A 16,036-nucleotide genomic window follows, 5' to 3' on the forward strand; every position below is an offset into this window, starting at 1 on the left:
GTTATGAAGATTAATTTAACAGGCAAAGATATTAATATCACTGACGATATTAGATACGAAGCAGAAAGAAAGTATGACAGACTTGATAAATACTTTTCTAAGGAGGAGGAAATAAATCTTCTAATTTCAAAAGAGGGCAATGGCTTTAAGGCTGAAGCAACCATGTTTTTGGATAAGGGACCTATCCTTCGAGCTGAGGCAGATGATGAAACTTATCAAAATGCAATCGATCAAACAATTGATGCTTTGGTAAGGCAAATTAGAAAACACAAAACACGACTTACTAAAAATCGCCATCATGATTCAATAAGATTTGAAAATTTCGATGAGACTTTTGATGATGAATATAAAATTGATCAATCATATGATGATGAGATAAATATAGCTAGGACAAAAAATATACCACTTAAGCCAATGAATACAGAAGAAGCTGTAATGCAAATGGAGCTATTGGGCCATGACTTTTTTGTATTTTATGACCAAGAAGAAATGGATGTAAGGGTTGTTTATAAAAGACGCAAGGGAGATTATGGATTAATTGTTCCAGCTAGATAAAACTAGGGTGCAGACTTAAATAAATTATTTAAATATAATTTGTTTAGTTAGCACCTTTTTTGTTTGAAAAATTCCCCCTAAAAAGGTACTATTATTAGCAGAAAGTTATAAAAATACTTAAGTTTTAAACGCAGGGTCTTAAGTGACTAAGTCTACTGCGTTTTTTATATGTTAAGTAAATAAGATTTATAAAAAATCCACTTATATTGCAGTTTACAAAAATCATAATATACTTTAATATAATAGTGGTAAAACTTAATTATTTTAACCATTTACATAAATAATTAAGAGAATTGGAGAGTGAATAATTTGGCGATATTTAATTTATTTAAGTCATTTAGTCAAAAAGAAATTGATAACAACCAAAAAATTGTTGACAAAATCCTTAGCCTAGATGAATCTATGCAAAAATTGACTGATGAACAATTACAACACAAAACTATAGAATTTAGAGAAAGATTAAAAAATGGCGAGAGTTTAGATGACCTATTACCAGAAGCATTTGCTACTGTACGTGAAGCAAGTGATAGGGTTTTAGGTATGAAACACTACCCAGTCCAATTACTTGGTGGGATTGTTTTACACAATGGTCAGATTGCCGAAATGAGAACTGGTGAGGGTAAAACTTTAGTTGAAACTTGTCCAGCATATTTAAACGCACTTACAGGCAAGGGTGTGCACGTAGTTACAGTTAATGACTATCTTGCAAAACGTGACCAAGAATGGATGGGTAAAATATTTACTTTCCTAGGTATGACTGTAGGATGTATTGTTTATGGACTTACAAATAGTGAAAGACAAGAAAATTACGCTGCAGACATCACTTATGGTACAAATAACCAATTTGGTTTCGACTATTTAAGAGACAACATGGTTATCTACAAAGAAGATATGGTACAACGTGGCCTAAATTATGCTATCGTTGACGAGGTTGACTCAATCTTAATCGATGAAGCACGTACACCACTTATCATTTCTGGTCAAGGTGATGAATCTACAGATACTTATACAAGCGCAAATGAATTTATCCAAACACTTGAAGGTAGAATCTTAGACCCAAATGAAGATGCAGACATAGATCCATTTGACCGTGAATTTAAGGTAGAGGATGTAGATTTCCTAGTAGATGAAAAAAGAAAAACATCAAACCTTACAGAAAAAGGTACAGAAAAAGCAGAAAGATTTTTTGGAATTGAAAACTTATCTGATTCAGAAAACTTAGAGCTTTCTCACTATATCAACAATGCCTTAAAAGCAAATACAACCATGCATCGTGACATCGACTATGTAGTAAATAATGGCGAAGTAGAAATTGTAGATGAGTTTACAGGTCGTATCATGCAAGGTAGAAGATTCTCAGATGGATTACACCAAGCTATAGAAGCTAAAGAAGGTGTAGAAGTAAAAGCAGAATCTAAAACTCTAGCTACAGTTACCTTCCAAAACTACTTTAGAATGTATGACAAACTTTCAGGGATGACTGGTACAGCAAAAACTGAGGAAGAAGAGTTTGACGAAATTTACAATTTAGACGTTGTAGAAATCCCAACAAATAGACCTATCCAAAGGGTAGATGATGTTGACTATGTTTACATCAATGAAAATGGAAAATACAGAGCAATTATTGATGAAATTAACAGGGTACACCCAACTGGCCAACCAATCCTTATCGGTACAATTTCAATTGAAGCCAGTGAAAGATTATCAAATGCCCTTAAAAAAGCAGGCATCAAACATACAGTTCTAAATGCTAAAAACCACGAAAGAGAAGCTGCTATCGTAGCAGAAGCTGGCCGCCTTGGTGCAGTAACAATTGCAACAAACATGGCAGGTCGTGGTACTGACATTATGCTAGGTGGTAATGTTGATGATATGGCTAAACAAAGACTTAAAAGAGAAGGCATGAGCGAAGAACTTATTGAAGAAGTAGATTCATATGCAGAAACAGATGATCAAGAAATCCTAGAAGCCCGTAAGAAATTTAGACATTACAAAGATTTAATTAGACCTGGTGTAAAAGAAGAAGCCGAAAAAGTAAAAGAAGCAGGTGGACTATATATCATTGGTTCAGAACGTCACGAATCTCGTCGTATCGATAACCAGTTAAGAGGACGTTCAGGTCGTCAAGGAGACCCAGGACACTCTAGATTCTTTATCTCACTTGAAGATGACCTAATCAGACTAAATGGTGGGGAACAAGTAGCAAAATTTATTGAAAATGCAAATTTTGATGAAGACGAACCAATCGTATCAAGAATGGTAAGTAGATCAGTAGAAAAAGCACAAACTCGTGTAGAAGCAAACAACTTTGCAACACGTAAAAGAGTTTTACAATACGATGATGTTATGAATAAACAAAGAACAATTATCTACAATGAAAGACAAGATGTTCTTTATGGCCATGACATGAAAGAAACCATTATTGGTATGATTAAAGAAGTTATTACAGATAGTGTTTATAACTTTACAAATCCACAAATCAAACCAGAAAATTGGGAAATGGTGGCCCTATTAAACCACTTAAATGCTTTAGGGATACCAGTAACTCAATTACATTTTGAAAATATAAATGATTATAGCCAACAAGATCTAATTGACTACATTACAGAAGCTACTCTTGCAAAATATGAAGACAAAGAAGCACAATTTGGTTCTGAAAATATGAGAGAAGTAGAACGTGTAATCATGCTTAGAGTTATCGATCAAAAATGGATGGATCATATCGATGCAATGGATCAAATGAGAAAAGAAATCGGTGTTCGTGCAATGGGTAACGAAGACCCAGTACGTGCATATACAAACACAGGTTTTGATATGTATGAAGAAATGACAAAATCAATCCAAGAAGAAACTGTAAGATACATGATGAATGTAGAAATGAGACAAAATATCCAAAGAAAACAAGTTATGACTCCAACAACAGAACTTGGTCCAGAAATTGATGGAGATAGCAATGTGAAATCTCAACAAGCAGATGGATTAAGCGATGAAGCCGATCAAACAGAAGGACTTAATAGAGCTGAACGCAGAAGGCTAGAACGCGAAAGCAAAAAATCTAATGTAAAGAAATAATATGGCAGAAATATATCAATTAAGAGAAACAATTGAAGAATTAACCGATACTATGAAACTAATCGGAGACTCTCTTTGACCCAGAAAATCTAGAAAATGAAGTAAAAGACCTGGAAAAACAGACCTTTGCTCCTGATTTTTGGGATGATAGCGACAAGGCACAAAGTATTATGGCAGACCTGTCAGCCAAAAGAGAAGATTTAGAAAAATACCAAGAAATAACAACTTCTTTGGCAGATAATACAGATTTAATAGACCTTGTAGAAATGAGTGAGAATCCAGAGTCTGCCACCCTAGACCAAATAGAAAATGATTTAGAAAAGCTAAAAAAAGAAGTTTCTACAATGAAACTAAAAACCCAGCTTGATGGGGAATATGACAAAAATAACGCTTTCATGGCTATAAACGCTGGGGCTGGTGGACTGGAAGCGACAGACTGGGCAGAAATGCTCCTTCGTATGTACACTAGATACTTTGACCACAATGGTTTTAAATTTGAACTTACAGATATAAATAACGAAGAAGCAGGCGGAATTAAATCTGCAACCTTAAAAGTAAGTGGACCCTATGCCTACGGCTATTTAAAAGGTGAAAAGGGAGTTCATAGACTAGTACGAATTTCACCATTTGATAGTGGAGCGCGCCGCCATACATCATTTGTATCTGTAGATATTTTCCCAGAACTGCCTGATAATACTGATGTAGAAATTGATCCAAATGATTTGAGGATTGACACATACAGGGCAAGTGGTGCAGGTGGCCAGCACGTAAATAAAACTGATTCTGCAGTAAGAATTACTCATATACCAACAGGTGTTGTTGCAAGCTCCCAAGCAGAACGCAGCCAGATTTTAAATAGAGAAACTGCTATGAAACTTCTTTTATCAAAACTTATACAAATAAAAGAAGAAGAGCAAAGAGAAAAAATATCTGATATCCAAGGCAAATACACACAAATTGCCTGGGGCAGCCAGATTAGATCCTATGTTTTCCAACCTTATACCTTGGTCAAAGATCACAGAACAAATTATGAAGTAGGAAATGTAGAGTCAGTTATGGATGGAGATATACAAGGATTTATCGATGCATATCTAGCAGAAAGTCACAAGGAAAATTAATTAGGGAGGATTTTATCCTCTCTTTTTTTAAAGGAGAATAATTTTGCAAGAAAAAAATATAATTTTAACTGGAGATAGGCCAACAGGTAGACTTCACCTAGGCCATTATGTGGGTAGTTTGAGAAATAGGGTCAAAATGCAAAATGAAGGCAATTTTGAAAAAATGTATGTCATGATTGCCGACAGCCAAGCCCTAACAGATAATTTTGAAAATCCAGAAAAAATCCGTGAAAACCTAATCGAAGTTGCCCTTGATTATCTAAGTGTGGGTATTGATCCTGAAAAAGTGACAATATTTGTCCAATCTCAGGTTGAGGAACTAACCGAACTTACATTTTACTTTTTAAATTTAGTTACTCTATCAAGACTAGAGAGAAACCCAACAGTAAAAACAGAAATCAAGCAAAAAAATTTTGAAACAAGCTTGCCAGCAGGATTTTTAATCTATCCAGTAAGCCAAGCTGCGGATATTTTGCTCTTTGATGCAAATGTCATCCCAGTTGGAGTTGATCAAGAGCCGATGATAGAGCAAACTAGAGAAATAGTAAGATCATTTAACAATATCTATGGAGAAATATTTACAGAACCTCAGGCTGTTTTACCAGAAAATAAAGTTGCTAGAAGGCTACCAGGTATAGATGGGGCAGCAAAAATGTCCAAAACACTTGGAAATGGAATTTACCTAGCAGATGATGCGGCAACTGTTAAGAAAAAAGTAATGTCTATGTACACTGACCCTGACCACATAAATATAGATGATCCAGGAAAAGTGGAGGGCAATATAGTATTTACTTACCTAGATGTATTTTCAAATCAAGAACACTTTGAAAAATATTTGCCAGATTATAATAACTTAGATGAACTAAAAGACCACTACAAACGCGGTGGACTGGGTGATGTAAAGGTTAAAAAATTCTTGATAAAAGTTTTAGAAGAAGAGCTAGAGCCTATCAGAGAAAAAAGAGCCTATTATGAAAAAAATCTAGACCTAGTTTTAGAAATCCTAGAAAAAGGAACAAATGATGCTAGGAAAGTGGGACGTGATAAAGTTTACGAAGTTAAAAAAGCTATGGGCATAGATTATTTTGCTGACAATAGATTTTTAGATGAAATAAAAGAAAAATACAAATAAGAGAAGCCACCAATTCTTGGTGGTTTTTTTGGAGGGAAAAATGACTTTAGATTATATTATAAAAGAAATTAAAGATGATCCTAGAAATGAAGAATATACAAAACGTGGTATTGAGCCAATCTTTCAAGTAGATAAAAATGCAAAAATCCTGCTTATAGGCCAAGCCCCAGGTAGGGTGGTAGAAGAAACAGGGATTCCCTTTAATGACAAATCAGGAGATAAATTAAGAAAATGGATGGGAATCGAAAGAGAGCAATTTTACTCAAAAGAAATTGCTATCCTACCAATGGACTTTTATTATCCAGGCAAGGCCAAGCAAGGAGATTTGCCACCTAGAAAATTTATGGCAGAAGACTATCATGAAAAAATATTAAAGCAAATGCCAAATATCAAGCTTACTATATTAATAGGAGCTTATTCGCAAAAATATTATCTGGGTAAAAATCGCAAGAAAAATTTAACCGAAACTGTAAAAAATTATAGGGAGTATTTGCCTGAGTTTTTCCCAATTGTTCACCCTAGTCCCTTAAATATAGGTTGGCTAAAGAAAAACCCTTGGTTTGAAGAAGAAGCTATCCCAGAGTTAAGACAATTAATATGCAAAATATTATCCTAAAGTTATTCTATATAATTTGATATTTAATATAGTAAAATTTAAGCCACCTTTACATCAATTTCAAATAGTGTTATAATCTTTTTATAATCAATCACACTTTAAAGGGGTAAAGCATGAAAAAAGAATTTTCGTCCAAATTAGGTATTGTACTTTCAGCTGTTGGATCAGCTGTTGGTATGGCAAATATATGGGGCTTTCCATACAAATTTCAGGCGGGCGGACTCGTTTTTTTAATTTTTTACATATTATTTGCATCGATTTTTTCCTATGTTGGCTTATCTAGTGAATTTGCAGTAGGAAGACTTGCTCAAACAGGGACTTTGGGAGCCTATGAATATGCCTATGAGTCCAGAAAAAATAATTCAAAACTAGGACGCTATATTGGTTTTATACCTCTTATAGGTACATTTTTGATAGCAGTTGGCTATTGTGTAATAGTGGCCTACATTTTAAAAGGATTTGTAGATTCTCTGACAGGTCAGATTTTTGCTATGGATGCAGAAATTTGGTTTAACTCCTTTGCCATGGAGAATTATTCTGTAATCACCTACCATGCTATTGCAATCCTCCTTACAATAATTACCTGTCTTGGAGGAGCATCATCTATTGAAAAGTCAAATAAAATTATGATGCCGGCGTTTTTTATATTATTTGTTGTCCTTGCAATAAAAGTTGCAACCCTGCCTAATGCTAGTGCGGGTTATGCAAATATGTTTAAATATAATCCAGAAACCCTAAATATAAATACTATTGTAACTGCTATGGGTCAAGCATTTTTCTCCCTATCCATTACAGGATCTGGGATGATAGTTGTGGGTGCATATATTAGCAAAAAAGAAGATATAGTTAGCTCATCAGTTCACACGGGAATATTAGATACACTATCAGGACTTATTGCATCATTTGTAATTATCCCAGCAGTAAGCGTATTTAATATGCAACAAGTAGGGGGCCCATCATTACTTTTTGTAACCTTGCCTACAATTTTAAAAAATGTTAGATTTGGTAGAATATTTGCCATATTTTTATATTTTGCAGTAATTTGTGCTGGCATTTCTTCATTACAAAATATGTTTGAAGTTATTACCGAATCGATAACAGCGAGATTTAAAAATCTATCTAGGAGATCTGTTTTCCTAGCCTTGGGCATTATAGTCTTTGTTTTAGGAGTAAATCTTGAAACTATTGATTCATTTGGTCCATACATGGATATTATTTCGATCTATATTATCCCAATAGGTGCATCAATTGGAGCTATTACTTGGTTTTATGTTCTTAAAAAAGATATGCTACTTAATGAAATTAATCTTTCTAGTAAGAATAAATATGGAAACAAATGGCATAAAATAGGCAAATTTGTCTATGTTCCACTTGCAATAGTTCTTACTTTCCTAGCCCTAATATTTAAAATATCATTTTAATATTTGCTTTAAATTTTTTAAATGTTATAGTAAATACAGTTATTAAAATAACAAAAATATTAATAACTTATTTATGAAGGGAGTAATAATGAAAGACAGTAAAATTATATTAATCGGTGATGGTGCAGTAGGTTCTTCATTTGCTTATTCATCATCTTTACTAGGAGTAGGTCGTGAATTAGGAATCATCGACATCAATGAACAAAGAGTTGAAGGAGATGTACTGGACCTTACAGATGCATTAAGTTTTACATATCCAAAAAAAGTATATAAAGCTGATTATTCAGATTGTTCAGATGCTGAAGTTGTAGTAATTACAGCAGGTATCCCACAAAAACCAGGTGAAACTCGTCTACAATTAGTTGATAAAAATCTAGCAATCTTTAAAGATATGATTGGTAAAGTTGTAGAAAGCGGTTTTGATGGAATATTTGTAATCGCATCAAACCCAGTAGACATCACAACATATGCTACACTTAAATTCTCAGGATTCCCAGCTCACAAAGTTATCGGATCTGGTACAACACTAGATACATCAAGATTCCAAAAAAGAATTGGTGACCTACTAGATGTTGACTATAGATCTGTAAATGCCTACATAATGGGAGAACACGGAGACACAGAATTCCCAGTATGGTCAAATGCAAACGTAGGTGGACTAAACATTGAAGAATGGAGAAAAACACACCCAGAAGTAACAGAAGAAGCACTTGATAAGGCATTTGATCAAACAGTAAATGCAGCTTACGAAATCATCGATAGAAAAGGAGCTACATTCTACGGAATAGGTACAGCTTTAACAGCTATTGTAAGAGCTATAATAAATGATGAAGACGCAGTTTTCCTAACATCATCATATCTAGATGGGCAATTTGGCCAAGAAGATATATATGTTGGTGTGCCAACAGTAATTGGTAAAACAGGAGCAAAACACATCATTGAAGTTCCGCTTTCTGATGAAGAGAAAGAAAAACTTGACCACTCTGTAAAAACACTTAAAGAAATCATTAGTAACAGCCAATTATAATGATTAAATATATTCTTTGGGACATAGACAACACCTTGCTAGATTTTGATATGGCAGAAAAAGCCTCCATGATAAGTGGATTAAAAAGGCTAGGCATTGATAAAATCAGTGAGGACAGTCTAGAAGACTACAAGAAAATTAATGACAAATATTGGAAAAAACTAGAAAAGGGCGAGATTACAAGAAGAGAAGTTCTCTTAGGTCGCTTCAAGGAATTTTTTGACCAAGAAGGCATTGACTACGACCAGGACATTGTAGAAATCTTTAATGAGAACTTTCAAAAAGACTTGGGAATAAATGTAGCCTTTCACAAAAATGCTAAAAATGTTCTAGAAAAACTTAAAAAAGACTATAAGCAATATGCCATAACAAATGGCACCAAAGTTGCCCAAGAAGCTAAGATAAAAAACTCTGGCCTAGATAAAATACTAGATGGAGTTTTCATATCAGAAGACTTTGGAGTAGATAAGCCAAACAAGGAATTTTTTGACATAGCTTTAAAGCAAGTAGGCTCAAAAGACCCAAGAGAATATATAGTTATTGGTGACTCACTGACATCAGATATTAAAGGTGCAAACAACGCTGGTATAAAGTGCATTTGGTTTAACCCAAAGCATAAAATAAATGAAAAAGATGTCAGCATAGATTATAGCATCCATGATTTGGGCAAAGTCATAGATATATTGGATGATTTAAGTGACTGGTAAAAATCAGAGGAATGCATGTGAAAAGCATTGGGCTAAGAACAAATACTTAGTTCTTAGCAAATCACATAAGATATACCTTGATATACGAGAATATCTTAAAAATGACCAAGTAAGCTTAGCTGAGCTAAAAAGACTCATAAAAAACGCCAAGGACTTAGAAGAAAGTCCTAAAGACATTGTAAATGCTTACCAGCACATCTGGGGCTACTTCAAAGATGATGCTAGCCTAGATGAGAAGGAGAAGTTTTTATATCTCATAGACCAATACCAAAAAGATATAATCGTTAAAGAAGAAGTACTTGACTATTTAAAAGTACTTTTAGAAAAATATCCTTGCGATTATTTACAAAAATCGACTATATTTAATCAAGAACCGTAAAGTTAGCTTTGCGGTTCTTTTTTTTATAAAGCTTGGGTAACTATAAATATAGTAAGAAAAGAGGTAAATAAATGGATAAAAAAATATTGGTAGTAATGACAAATACAGGTCATTATGGTAACGATAGCGAAAAGACAGGCCTGTGGCTAGCAGAAGCTACAGAATTTGTAGATAAAGTCAAAAGAAACGGTATAGCTGTAGACTATGTAAGTCCTAAGGGTGGACAAGTACCCCTAGATCCAAGGTCTATGCAAAAGCCTTATGCTAGCAAAAAAGATTATGCCATTTTAAATTCTCTAGATTTTAAAACAAGAGCTATAAATAATTCCCTAAAACCATCTGATATAAATCCTAAAGACTACTTTGCCATCTACTTTACAGGAGGTCATGGCGTCCTATGGGATTTTCCAAAAAATACTGAGCTTATAGAAATAGCAGAAAATATCTACAATAATGATGGTTACCTCCTATCGGTATGTCATGGAGTTGTTGGATTATTAAACATAAGAGATAAAAATGGCAACTATCTTATAAATGATAGGTACATTACAGGATTTACCGACCAAGAAGAAATCCTAGGAGGCAAAAAAGATAAGGTCCCATATAGTGCAGAACAAGAGGCTAAGCTTAGGGGAGCTCATTTTCTAAAAACTCTACCATATACACCAAATGCAGTAAAATGCGGCAGACTAATCACTGGCCAAAATCCAATGTCAGGTAAGGCAGTAGCAAGAAAGCTTATAAAAGATTTAAAGAAAAGAGAATTATATCTATAATATAAAATAAAAATTAAGATTCTAAAACCTAATTAATGAGGATTAGAAAATTTGAATCAATAATTGGATTAAAATCGCAGAATATTGTACTGCGATTTTTAGCTGTAAAAATTTATTATTATTATATAGATGATACTCTTAAGCAAAGAAGAGAGTTGAAGATTTTGAAGCAGTTTGAAGATTTTAGAAAACTAGACAAATTACAAAAAGAACGTCAAAACAAAATAGTAAAAACAAGCATACTTGGAATAGTTGGCAATAGTCTGTTAGCCCTATTTAAAGTAATTATTGGTATGGGTGCAAATTCTATTGCTATCTTAGTTGATGCAGTCAATAACTTATCAGACGCTCTAAGCTCTGTTATTACCATAATTGGTAAAACTTGCCGGCAAGGATACTGATAAAGACCACCCCTTTGGCTATGGGAGGATAGAACTAACCGCTGTTGGAGTCTATCCTATAAATCCAAGCAACCGTGAGATTATAAATGTTAAAGATAAAATTAAAGAAATAATATCTTCTCACGAGTATATAATTGGTCTTCATGGACTCTATGTTGATGAAGTTGATAAAGAGATAAGATTTGATGTGATCATAAGTCTAGATGCAAAAGATAGGCTTAAAGTATTAAAGGAAGTAGTAGAGGATGTAAAAAATCACTTCCCAGCTTATAAAATTGAGGCCTTTCCTAATATTGACTACACTGACAAATAAAAAAATCCAGCCTATAAGTGATATGGATATACCAGCATATCACTTTTTTAATACAAAATTATAAGATTGCTTGAAATTAGGCAAAAAGCAGTAGAATAATATTAATAGATTGTTTTATAAATAACAAATATCAACTTAATTATTTTTTACCCTAAATAATTGACTAGTCAATTATTGATGCGGCAATGAATAGGGAGGTACAAATGAAATTATTTGAAGAATTAAAAGCTAGAAATATAAGCTTTAAAAATAGAATTATTATGCCGCCTATGGCCACTGCCAAGGCTGATGATAATGGTCATGTATCCCAAGACATACTTGACTATTATAATGAAAAAACTATAGATAAAATTTTTTCAACCGTGATTGTAGAACATAATTATATAGATCCTCTTGGAAAAGCAAGCCATAATCAAATGTCAATAGCAAATGATTCTGATATTGATGGTCTTAAAAAACTTGCAAAAGTTATACAAAATAACGACGCACAAGCTATAGTGCAAATATCTCATGCAGGTAGTTCTGCAAGTAAGGATGTTATAGGAGAAAGTCCACTAGCGCCATCTAGTCTTAAAAATCCTTCAAAAAAAGATGCAGAGTTACCAAGAGAACTCACAGTCAATGAAATAAAAGAAATAGAAGAAAAATTTGCAGCTGCTGCCCTTAGAGCTAAAAAAGCAGGTTTTGATGGAGTTGAAATCCACTCAGCCCATGGATATTTTCTAGACCAATTTTTATCACCCCTTACCAACAAAAGAACCGATGAGTATGGAGGAGATATAGATGGCAGAATCAAAATCCACCTAGAAATTATCAAAAAAGTAAGGGAAAAAGTTGGATCAGACTATCCAATCTTTTTAAGGCTAGGTGCAGGTGATAATATGGATGGCGGACTTAGCCAAGAAGATGCAGTTTATGCAGCAAAGGAATTTGAAAAAGCAGGTGTCGATGTCTTAGATATCTCAGGTGGTATGTGCATGTTCTTTACAGATGATGATAAAGCAGGATTTTTCGACTACTTATCTAAACCTATCTATGATGCGGTAGATATACCAGTAATCCTTACAGGTGGGGTAAAAACTGGCCAAGATGTAGAAGATATATTAAATCGTGATGTATGTGACCTAGTAGGTGTTGGTAGAGCTGTATTTAAAGACTCAAACTGGATAGCAAATCAAATTAAGCCACTTATGTAAAAAGGGAAGCTATGGAGATAAAAAAACTTAGTAATTCCTTGCAAAAGTTACGATGTATCCAGCAAAGACTTACTAAAGAATTTGAACTAAGCACAGGTTTTTCCCTAACTAGGTATGAAATCCTATCTTTTCTAGATGAAAAAGAAAAGTGCCTACAAAATGAAATAGCTGACCACTTAGAAATAGATCCAGCAGCCATTACCCGCCAGCTTAAAATCTTAGAAGAAGATGGATTTGTAACAAGAGATAGAAATAAGGACAATGCAAGAGAAGTAATAGTCAGCCTTACTGACTATGCAAAAAAAGAATTGCAAGCTTGCAAAGATAAGCATAAGAACCGAAAGACAGATGTTGCCATATCTATTGGCAAGCAAGATATGGACAAGCTTATAAAAATTTTAAGTCATATAGAAGAAAGTTTTCAATAATTTAGTTTATATATTAGGAGTTAGAAAATGAAAAATAATGATTTTAAAGATGTAGTTTTTAACAGACATTCAGTAAAAGAGTTTGACAAAGACTATAAGATAGATAGAGAAGAAATGCTTCAAATTTTAGAAGAAGCCACCATGGCACCATCTTCAGTAAACCTACAACCTTGGAGATTTGTCATAGTAGAATCTGAAGAAGGCAAGGATAAACTACGCCCTATCATCAAATTTAATACCAAACAAAATGATAGCTCTTCAGCTATGATTCTAATATTCGGTGATATGAAATGCTACGAAAAGACTGACCAAATCTATAGCCAGGCAGTAGAAGCTGGATATATGAATGAAGATGATAAAAATAAATCAGTGGAACTTTTCAATCAAGTATATAAATCCTTTAGCAAGGAAGAGATGAATGATGTTGTAAAAATAGACTCAAGTCTTGCGGCCATGCAGCTTATGCTAGTAGCCAGAGCCCACGGCTATGACACCAATCCTATCGGAGGTTTTGAAAAAGACCAACTAGCAGAAGCCTTTGGCCTAGATTCAGATAGATATGTACCTGTAATGATAGTTGCAATTGGTAAAGCAGACCATGCTGGTCATAAGTCTCCAAGACTAGATGTAAAAGATATTACAGATTTTAAATAGAATAAAGAATTTATTCTTAGCTGGACCTTATTATTTTTAATAAGGGTCAGTTTTTAAAGAAATTAGCTATGTTATGATATATATAGGGAGATTACAATAGAGACACAAATAAGATAAGTGAGTAATAAAATCGCTTTTGCTTATAAATTAATTAGGAGGATATATGAAATTTTTACACACAATGATTAGAGTTAAGGATCTTGATAAGTCCTATAAGTTTTATACAGAAGAGCTGGGCTTTGTTGAAAGTAGAAGAAAGGAATTTCCAGATAAGAAATTCGACCTCGTATACCTAAAACTTCCTGAGTCTTCCGATTATGAATTGGAATTAACCTATAATTACGACCAAGAAGAAGATTATGACCTAGGAGATGGCTACGGACATATAGCAATTTCTAACCCAGATATCAAATCCTTTAGAGAAGAGTTAAGCAGCAAAGGCTATGAGGTTACAGAAATCAAAGGTCTAAGTGACAATTCAGATAAGTACTTTTTCGTAACAGATCCAGATGGATACAAGATTGAGATTATAGAAAAATAATATTTAAAATCTTTTATAAAAAAGGGCTAGCAGTAAAATCTGCTGGCCCTTTTTGGATGTTTGAGAAGATTTTTAGGAGTATTTGATCAATCGGCAAACTTTGTAGAATACTAGCTGGGATAGAAGTAGGACTACTATTTGACTTTAATATTTTACTCAAATATATATTATAAAAATTATAAATAAAATTTTATTAAAAAAATTAATCATCGATCTCGATTGTATAAATTATTAAAAAAATCAGGTAAATAAGCAAAATATAAATAAAAAACTAAAAAATATAGGAAAAAGTGCCCAAGTTGCCCTATAGTTGCTAGCTTTTTTTAAAAAATCCCCTTACAATAGAAAAAAGGAGATTTTATGATTGGAGAAAAAATTAAAAATAAAAGAAAAGAATTGAACTTAACTCAGGAATATTTAGCAAAAGAATTAAATATTTCAAGACAAGCAGTATCAAAGTGGGAAAAAGGACTTAGCGAACCATCTATGGATAATCTTGTTAAACTATCTGAAATATTCGGAGTTGATATAGGCTATTTTAAAAAAGATAGTGATCTAGAAGAAAATACCTCCCAAGCCTTAAGAATATTTTGGGATATTTTGTATGCAGCTATAGGACTTATTTTCTATTTGATATACTACTTTGGCATAGTAGAGGGAGCCTTAAACAAAGATCCAAAACAAATGCCATTTTTAATATTAACCATTTTTCTAATAATCTCAGTAATAGCTTTCCCACAAGCAGTGAAAAATATGGGAAACAAATTAGAAGATACAGATTATTTCACATTTTCAAAATTAATATTGCCAGTGATTTTTATAATATCACCCTTTATAGTCTTTTTTTATATTTTTAAGAAAGAAAGATAAAAATATTGACTAGGAAGATATATTAATCAAAAGTAAATTTACCTAGTCAATTTTATCTTATATAAGTTTTTATTATTAAATTCATTCATTGTTTTTATATATCTAATTATATTCTAATACCATCAATTAAGTTCTGACCTTATTTAATTGCTCATTTTTAAACATCTTTGTTATAATTATTCTAATAATGAATTTATATTTTTTAGTAAAGGTAACAGTAATATGAACAATAAAGTCTATAAAATTAATTAAATGGAGGTTATATGAAATTTTTGTTAAGAGAAGCCCAACCAAATGATTCAAAACAAATAATAGAACACACAAAAATCTGCGGATCTGAAACAGATAATATGAGTTATGGACCAGAGGGGCTTCAAATTTCAGTAGAAGAAGAGGAAAGATTCTTAGAAAAATTATTAAATAGTAATAATCAAATTATGCTTGTAGCAGAGGTAAATGGAGTTATTGTAGGTACAGCTAACTACTCTACTTCGAATGTAAAAAGATTGTCTCATCGTGGAAGCGTAGGTTTATGCGTTCAAAAAAAATTTTGGAACCAGGGAATAGCCACTTCCTTACTGGAATATCTAATTAGATTTGGAAGAGAAGAAGCTAAAGCGAAAATTATTTCACTAGGTGTCAGAAGTGATAATGAACCTGCTATACATTTATACAAAAAATTTGGATTCGAGAAAATTGGCACTTTTGAAGGATACTATCAGATAGATAATAAACTCATTGATGTTGATTTTATGAATTTGAAACTCTAAATATAATTATTTGCTTATAGAGACTTATATAGATTTTATTATTGTAAGATGATTAATATT

At 32.9% G+C, this 16,036-nt stretch carries 18 protein-coding genes; all 18 read left to right on the plus strand.

The features are described from left to right. The first annotated feature begins 3 nt into the window (after window positions 1–3). Window positions 4–555, plus strand: coding sequence for a ribosome hibernation-promoting factor, HPF/YfiA family (gene hpf, locus OC526_RS02700; RefSeq protein ID WP_262122052.1), 552 nt, complete (start codon window positions 4–6; stop codon window positions 553–555). 309 nt (window positions 556–864) lie between these two features. Further along, on the plus strand, window positions 865–3,627 hold the full coding sequence (secA, locus tag OC526_RS02705; RefSeq protein ID WP_262122053.1) for a preprotein translocase subunit SecA: 2,763 nt from the start codon (window positions 865–867) through the stop codon (window positions 3,625–3,627). 1 nt (window position 3,628) lies between these two features. Next, window positions 3,629–4,745 (plus strand): peptide chain release factor 2 gene (gene prfB / locus OC526_RS02710; protein WP_262122054.1). Its coding sequence is split into 2 segments (ribosomal slippage): window positions 3,629–3,703 and window positions 3,705–4,745, totalling 1,116 coding nucleotides; the frame shifts between segments, so codons are not numbered across the junction. Window positions 4,746–4,788: 43 nt separating this feature from the next. After that, a complete protein-coding gene (trpS, locus tag OC526_RS02715; RefSeq protein WP_262122055.1) occupies window positions 4,789–5,877 on the plus strand; it encodes a tryptophan--tRNA ligase in 1,089 nt (362 codons plus the stop codon). A 40-nt stretch (window positions 5,878–5,917) separates the two neighbouring features. Beyond that, window positions 5,918–6,493: a uracil-DNA glycosylase family protein gene (locus OC526_RS02720; RefSeq protein WP_262122056.1), complete on the plus strand. Its 576-nt coding sequence runs from the start codon at window positions 5,918–5,920 to the stop codon at window positions 6,491–6,493. Between the two features lie 113 nt (window positions 6,494–6,606). Further along, the gene (locus OC526_RS02725; RefSeq protein WP_262122057.1) at window positions 6,607–7,914 is read left to right on the plus strand and encodes a sodium-dependent transporter; all 1,308 of its coding nucleotides are present in this window, start codon (window positions 6,607–6,609) and stop codon (window positions 7,912–7,914) included. An 88-nt stretch (window positions 7,915–8,002) separates the two neighbouring features. Then, window positions 8,003–8,941 carry an L-lactate dehydrogenase gene (locus OC526_RS02730; RefSeq protein WP_262122058.1) on the plus strand — a complete coding sequence of 313 codons (939 nt, stop codon included), beginning with the start codon at window positions 8,003–8,005 and terminating at the stop codon, window positions 8,939–8,941. Next, the gene (locus tag OC526_RS02735) at window positions 8,941–9,648 is read left to right on the plus strand and encodes a YjjG family noncanonical pyrimidine nucleotidase (protein WP_262122059.1); all 708 of its coding nucleotides are present in this window, start codon (window positions 8,941–8,943) and stop codon (window positions 9,646–9,648) included. The genes OC526_RS02730 and OC526_RS02735 overlap by 1 nt, the downstream gene beginning before the upstream one ends. Continuing rightward, entirely contained in the window at window positions 9,638–10,027 is a 390-nt protein-coding gene (locus OC526_RS02740) for a YbgA family protein (RefSeq protein ID WP_262122060.1), read from the plus strand. The genes OC526_RS02735 and OC526_RS02740 overlap by 11 nt, the downstream gene beginning before the upstream one ends. Before the next feature lie 71 nt (window positions 10,028–10,098). Next, window positions 10,099–10,803 carry a type 1 glutamine amidotransferase domain-containing protein gene (locus OC526_RS02745; protein WP_262122061.1) on the plus strand — a complete coding sequence of 235 codons (705 nt, stop codon included), beginning with the start codon at window positions 10,099–10,101 and terminating at the stop codon, window positions 10,801–10,803. Window positions 10,804–10,838: 35 nt separating this feature from the next. After that, on the plus strand, window positions 10,839–11,204 hold the full coding sequence (locus OC526_RS02750) for a cation transporter (RefSeq protein WP_262122062.1): 366 nt from the start codon (window positions 10,839–10,841) through the stop codon (window positions 11,202–11,204). Further along, window positions 11,176–11,517: a hypothetical protein gene (locus OC526_RS02755; RefSeq protein ID WP_262122063.1), complete on the plus strand. Its 342-nt coding sequence runs from the start codon at window positions 11,176–11,178 to the stop codon at window positions 11,515–11,517. Before OC526_RS02750 ends, OC526_RS02755 begins: the two co-directional genes overlap by 29 nt. A gap of 203 nt (window positions 11,518–11,720) precedes the next feature. After that, window positions 11,721–12,713, plus strand: coding sequence for an NADH:flavin oxidoreductase (locus OC526_RS02760; protein WP_262122064.1), 993 nt, complete (start codon window positions 11,721–11,723; stop codon window positions 12,711–12,713). A gap of 11 nt (window positions 12,714–12,724) precedes the next feature. Beyond that, window positions 12,725–13,141: a MarR family winged helix-turn-helix transcriptional regulator gene (locus tag OC526_RS02765; RefSeq protein ID WP_262122065.1), complete on the plus strand. Its 417-nt coding sequence runs from the start codon at window positions 12,725–12,727 to the stop codon at window positions 13,139–13,141. 27 nt (window positions 13,142–13,168) lie between these two features. Next, window positions 13,169–13,795, plus strand: a complete 627-nt coding sequence (locus OC526_RS02770) for a nitroreductase family protein (protein ID WP_262122066.1) — start codon at window positions 13,169–13,171, stop codon at window positions 13,793–13,795. Between the two features lie 163 nt (window positions 13,796–13,958). Continuing rightward, window positions 13,959–14,336, plus strand: a complete 378-nt coding sequence (locus OC526_RS02775; RefSeq protein ID WP_262122067.1) for a VOC family protein — start codon at window positions 13,959–13,961, stop codon at window positions 14,334–14,336. A 360-nt stretch (window positions 14,337–14,696) separates the two neighbouring features. Further along, a complete protein-coding gene (locus OC526_RS02780; RefSeq protein WP_262122068.1) occupies window positions 14,697–15,206 on the plus strand; it encodes a helix-turn-helix domain-containing protein in 510 nt (169 codons plus the stop codon). Between the two features lie 263 nt (window positions 15,207–15,469). Beyond that, window positions 15,470–15,976 (plus strand): GNAT family N-acetyltransferase, encoded by a 507-nt coding sequence (locus tag OC526_RS02785; protein WP_262122069.1) that lies wholly within the window; start codon window positions 15,470–15,472, stop codon window positions 15,974–15,976. Window positions 15,977–16,036: the final 60 nt, after the last annotated feature.

Origin of the sequence: Anaerococcus sp. Marseille-Q5996, from assembly GCF_946893725.1 — a bacterium.
Lineage (GTDB): Bacteria > Bacillota > Clostridia > Tissierellales > Peptoniphilaceae > Anaerococcus > Anaerococcus martiniensis.

Excerpts from the sequence above, each read along its gene's own strand:
- OC526_RS02720 (WP_262122056.1), top strand. The coding sequence starts at position 5,918 with ATGACTTTAGATTATATTATAAAAGAAATTAAAGATGATCCTAGAAAT.
- OC526_RS02725 (WP_262122057.1), top strand. The coding sequence starts at position 6,607 with ATGAAAAAAGAATTTTCGTCCAAATTAGGTATTGTACTTTCAGCTGTT.
- OC526_RS02780 (WP_262122068.1), top strand. The coding sequence starts at position 14,697 with ATGATTGGAGAAAAAATTAAAAATAAAAGAAAAGAATTGAACTTAACT.
- OC526_RS02750 (WP_262122062.1), top strand. The coding sequence starts at position 10,839 with ATGAGGATTAGAAAATTTGAATCAATAATTGGATTAAAATCGCAGAAT.
- OC526_RS02735 (WP_262122059.1), top strand. The coding sequence starts at position 8,941 with ATGATTAAATATATTCTTTGGGACATAGACAACACCTTGCTAGATTTT.
- OC526_RS02765 (WP_262122065.1), top strand. The coding sequence starts at position 12,725 with ATGGAGATAAAAAAACTTAGTAATTCCTTGCAAAAGTTACGATGTATC.
- OC526_RS02745 (WP_262122061.1), top strand. The coding sequence starts at position 10,099 with ATGGATAAAAAAATATTGGTAGTAATGACAAATACAGGTCATTATGGT.
- OC526_RS02785 (WP_262122069.1), top strand. The coding sequence starts at position 15,470 with ATGAAATTTTTGTTAAGAGAAGCCCAACCAAATGATTCAAAACAAATA.
- OC526_RS02730 (WP_262122058.1), top strand. The coding sequence starts at position 8,003 with ATGAAAGACAGTAAAATTATATTAATCGGTGATGGTGCAGTAGGTTCT.
- OC526_RS02760 (WP_262122064.1), top strand. The coding sequence starts at position 11,721 with ATGAAATTATTTGAAGAATTAAAAGCTAGAAATATAAGCTTTAAAAAT.
- OC526_RS02775 (WP_262122067.1), top strand. The coding sequence starts at position 13,959 with ATGAAATTTTTACACACAATGATTAGAGTTAAGGATCTTGATAAGTCC.
- OC526_RS02770 (WP_262122066.1), top strand. The coding sequence starts at position 13,169 with ATGAAAAATAATGATTTTAAAGATGTAGTTTTTAACAGACATTCAGTA.
- hpf (WP_262122052.1), top strand. The coding sequence starts at position 4 with ATGAAGATTAATTTAACAGGCAAAGATATTAATATCACTGACGATATT.